Origin of the sequence: Arthrobacter sp. AG367, assembly GCF_007828995.1 — a bacterium.
Classification (GTDB): Bacteria; Actinomycetota; Actinomycetes; order Actinomycetales; family Micrococcaceae; genus Arthrobacter.
In genome coordinates this window covers 3518-5368 of sequence record NZ_VIVE01000017.1, presented here as the reverse complement: position 1 = coordinate 5368, position 1851 = coordinate 3518, and the positions used below count along the sequence as shown (strand labels likewise).

The window sequence follows — 1851 nt, the reverse complement described above, 5'->3', positions numbered from 1 at the left end:
TGTGTCTGTTGTTTGAGAACTCAATAGTGTGCCAAGTTTGTTGATACCGATTATGTATGTAATTGGTTGATTGTGCTGTGCCGCCACCCCGTGGTGTGCATGGTGTTTTTAGCTGGTTTCAAATTTTGTGCAGCTGTTTCTGCCGTTATTTCCGGTGGTTGTGGTTGTGTCTGTTTTTGTTTTACTTCAACGGAGAGTTTGATCCTGGCTCAGGATGAACGCTGGCGGCGTGCTTAACACATGCAAGTCGAACGATGATGCCAGCTTGCTGGTGGATTAGTGGCGAACGGGTGAGTAACACGTGAGTAACCTGCCCTTGACTCTGGGATAAGCCTGGGAAACTGGGTCTAATACCGGATATGACCTTCCATCGCATGGTGGTTGGTGGAAAGCTTTTGTGGTTTTGGATGGACTCGCGGCCTATCAGCTTGTTGGTGGGGTAATGGCCTACCAAGGCGACGACGGGTAGCCGGCCTGAGAGGGTGACCGGCCACACTGGGACTGAGACACGGCCCAGACTCCTACGGGAGGCAGCAGTGGGGAATATTGCACAATGGGCGAAAGCCTGATGCAGCGACGCCGCGTGAGGGATGACGGCCTTCGGGTTGTAAACCTCTTTCAGTAGGGAAGAAGCGTAAGTGACGGTACCTGCAGAAGAAGCGCCGGCTAACTACGTGCCAGCAGCCGCGGTAATACGTAGGGCGCAAGCGTTATCCGGAATTATTGGGCGTAAAGAGCTCGTAGGCGGTTTGTCGCGTCTGCCGTGAAAGTCCGGGGCTCAACTCCGGATCTGCGGTGGGTACGGGCAGACTAGAGTGATGTAGGGGAGACTGGAATTCCTGGTGTAGCGGTGAAATGCGCAGATATCAGGAGGAACACCGATGGCGAAGGCAGGTCTCTGGGCATTAACTGACGCTGAGGAGCGAAAGCATGGGGAGCGAACAGGATTAGATACCCTGGTAGTCCATGCCGTAAACGTTGGGCACTAGGTGTGGGGGACATTCCACGTTTTCCGCGCCGTAGCTAACGCATTAAGTGCCCCGCCTGGGGAGTACGGCCGCAAGGCTAAAACTCAAAGGAATTGACGGGGGCCCGCACAAGCGGCGGAGCATGCGGATTAATTCGATGCAACGCGAAGAACCTTACCAAGGCTTGACATGAACCGGACCGCTGCAGAAATGTGGTTTCCCCTTTGGGGCTGGTTTACAGGTGGTGCATGGTTGTCGTCAGCTCGTGTCGTGAGATGTTGGGTTAAGTCCCGCAACGAGCGCAACCCTCGTTCTATGTTGCCAGCACGTGATGGTGGGGACTCATAGGAGACTGCCGGGGTCAACTCGGAGGAAGGTGGGGACGACGTCAAATCATCATGCCCCTTATGTCTTGGGCTTCACGCATGCTACAATGGCCGGTACAAAGGGTTGCGATACTGTGAGGTGGAGCTAATCCCAAAAAGCCGGTCTCAGTTCGGATTGGGGTCTGCAACTCGACCCCATGAAGTCGGAGTCGCTAGTAATCGCAGATCAGCAACGCTGCGGTGAATACGTTCCCGGGCCTTGTACACACCGCCCGTCAAGTCACGAAAGTTGGTAACACCCGAAGCCGGTGGCCTAACCCCTTGTGGGAGGGAGCTGTCGAAGGTGGGACTGGCGATTGGGACTAAGTCGTAACAAGGTAGCCGTACCGGAAGGTGCGGCTGGATCACCTCCTTTCTAAGGAGCACCTCCAACTCTTCTGTGCTGGTGAATGCCGGTGTGGGGGGTTGTCAGGAAGCAAGCCCGCAGCATGGACGATTGTTCCGTGGCGGGTGCTCATGGGTGGAATATCAGCAAATAGCGGCTGCGTGTTTTTTCT

General features: G+C 55.1%; 1 rRNA gene. It reads left to right on the top strand.

Annotated elements, in window-relative coordinates:
• The first annotated feature begins 186 nt into the window (after positions 1–186).
• Positions 187–1709, top strand: a 16S ribosomal RNA gene (locus FB478_RS20990).
• Positions 1710–1851: the final 142 nt, after the last annotated feature.